Below are 870 nucleotides of genomic sequence, written 5' to 3' on the forward strand. Positions count from 1 at the left end.
CCGTTAAGTTCTGGGCTGCGAATGGCGTTGAACGTGTAATCGTTTCTCGCGAGCTATCTCTAGAAGAAATCGAAGAAATTCGTGAGCATTGCCCTGAAACTGAACTAGAAGTATTCGTTCACGGTGCACTATGTATGGCTTACTCTGGTCGTTGCCTACTTTCTGGTTACATTAACAAGCGTGATCCTAACCAAGGTACATGTACTAACGCATGTCGTTGGGAATACAAAGTTGAAGAAGGCAAAGAAAACGACGCTGGCGACATCGTTGAGAAGTTTGACCCAACTGAAGCACAGCCTGTTGAAGTTCAAGACGAGCGCCCTGAAACCACTATCGGTCGTGGTAAACCAACGGATGAAGTGGTTCTGCTTTCTGAAGCGCATCGTCCAGAAGAAAAAATGGCTGCCTACGAAGATGAACACGGCACTTACATCATGAACTCAAAAGACCTACGCGCGGTTCAGCACGTAGAGCGTCTAACTAAGATGGGTGTTCACTCACTAAAAATCGAAGGCCGCACTAAGTCGTTCTACTACTGCGCACGTACAGCGCAAGTTTACCGTAAAGCGATCGACGACGCAGTTGCAGGTAAACCATTCGATGAAAGCCTAATGGGTACACTAGAAAGCCTAGCTCACCGTGGTTACACAGAAGGTTTCCTACGTCGTCATACACACGATACTTACCAAAACTACGATTACGGTTACTCAGTCTCTGACGCACAACAATTTGTTGGTGAGTTCACAGGTAAACGTCGTGGTGACATGGCAGAAGTTGAAGTGAAAAACAAATTCGTTGTAGGTGACAGCCTGGAGTTAATGACACCAAAAGGTAACGTTGTTTTCACTCTAGAAGCGATGGAAAACCGCA

The 870-nt window shown here is 46.2% G+C and carries 1 protein-coding gene; it reads left to right on the forward strand.

The window, feature by feature from the left end; all coding sequences use genetic code 11:
* Positions 1–870 (forward strand): U32 family peptidase C-terminal domain-containing protein (locus tag R7Q48_RS25770; RefSeq protein WP_318133012.1); only part of this gene is annotated, 870 nt, incomplete at both ends.

The organism is Vibrio sp. 378, from assembly GCF_033339435.1.